Origin of the sequence: Enterobacter cloacae complex sp. IR5459 (genome assembly GCF_049238005.1) — a bacterium.
GTDB lineage: Bacteria > Pseudomonadota > Gammaproteobacteria > Enterobacterales > Enterobacteriaceae > Enterobacter > Enterobacter hormaechei_C.
On the sequence record NZ_JBMKIG010000065.1, the window covers coordinates 1 to 933 of the forward strand.

General features: G+C 63.0%; 1 pseudogene. It reads left to right on the forward strand.

Features of this window, described 5'->3' with window-relative positions:
* Nucleotides 1-96: 96 nt before the first annotated feature.
* Nucleotides 97-933, forward strand: a pseudogene (locus tag ACOTX4_RS25950) (Tn3 family transposase); the annotation flags it as partial.

Sequence of the window (933 nt, forward strand, 5' to 3'; positions counted from 1 at the left end):
GCTGAAAATGCCGGCCTTTGAATGGGTTCATGTGCAGCTCCATCAGCAAAAGGGGATGATAAGTTTATCACCACCGACTATTTGCAACAGTGCCACTTCGACGACTACCTGCTGCCGGCCGAGAAGTTCGCCGCACTCAAGCGCGAGCAGGCCCTGCCCCTGGCGATCAACCCGAACAGCGACCAGTACCTGGAAGAGCGTTTGCAGCTGCTGGACGAGCAGTTGGCCACCGTCACCCGCCTGGCCAAGGACAACGAGCTGCCCGATGCCATCCTCACCGAGTCAGGGCTGAAAATCACCCCGCTGGATGCGGCGGTGCCGGATCGGGCGCAGGCGCTGATCGACCAAACCAGCCAGTTACTGCCGCGCATCAAGATCACCGAACTGCTGATGGACGTGGACGACTGGACGGGCTTCAGCCGCCACTTCACCCACTTGAAGGACGGGGCCGAGGCCAAAGACAGGACGTTGCTGCTGTCCGCAATCCTCGGTGATGCGATCAACCTCGGGCTGACCAAGATGGCCGAGTCGAGCCCCGGCCTGACCTACGCCAAGCTGTCCTGGCTGCAAGCCTGGCACATCCGCGACGAAACCTATTCGGCGGCCTTGGCCGAGCTGGTCAACCACCAGTATCGCCACGCCTTTGCCGCCCACTGGGGCGACGGCACGACCTCATCCTCCGATGGCCAGCGCTTCCGCGCGGGTGGCCGGGGCGAGAGCACCGGGCACGTCAACCCGAAGTACGGTAGCGAGCCGGGACGGCTGTTCTATACCCATATCTCCGACCAGTACGCGCCGTTCAGCACCCGCGTGGTGAATGTCGGCGTCCGCGATTCCACCTATGTGCTCGACGGCCTGCTGTACCACGAGTCCGACCTGCGGATCGAGGAGCACTACACCGACACGGCCGGCTTCACCGATCACGTCTTTGCC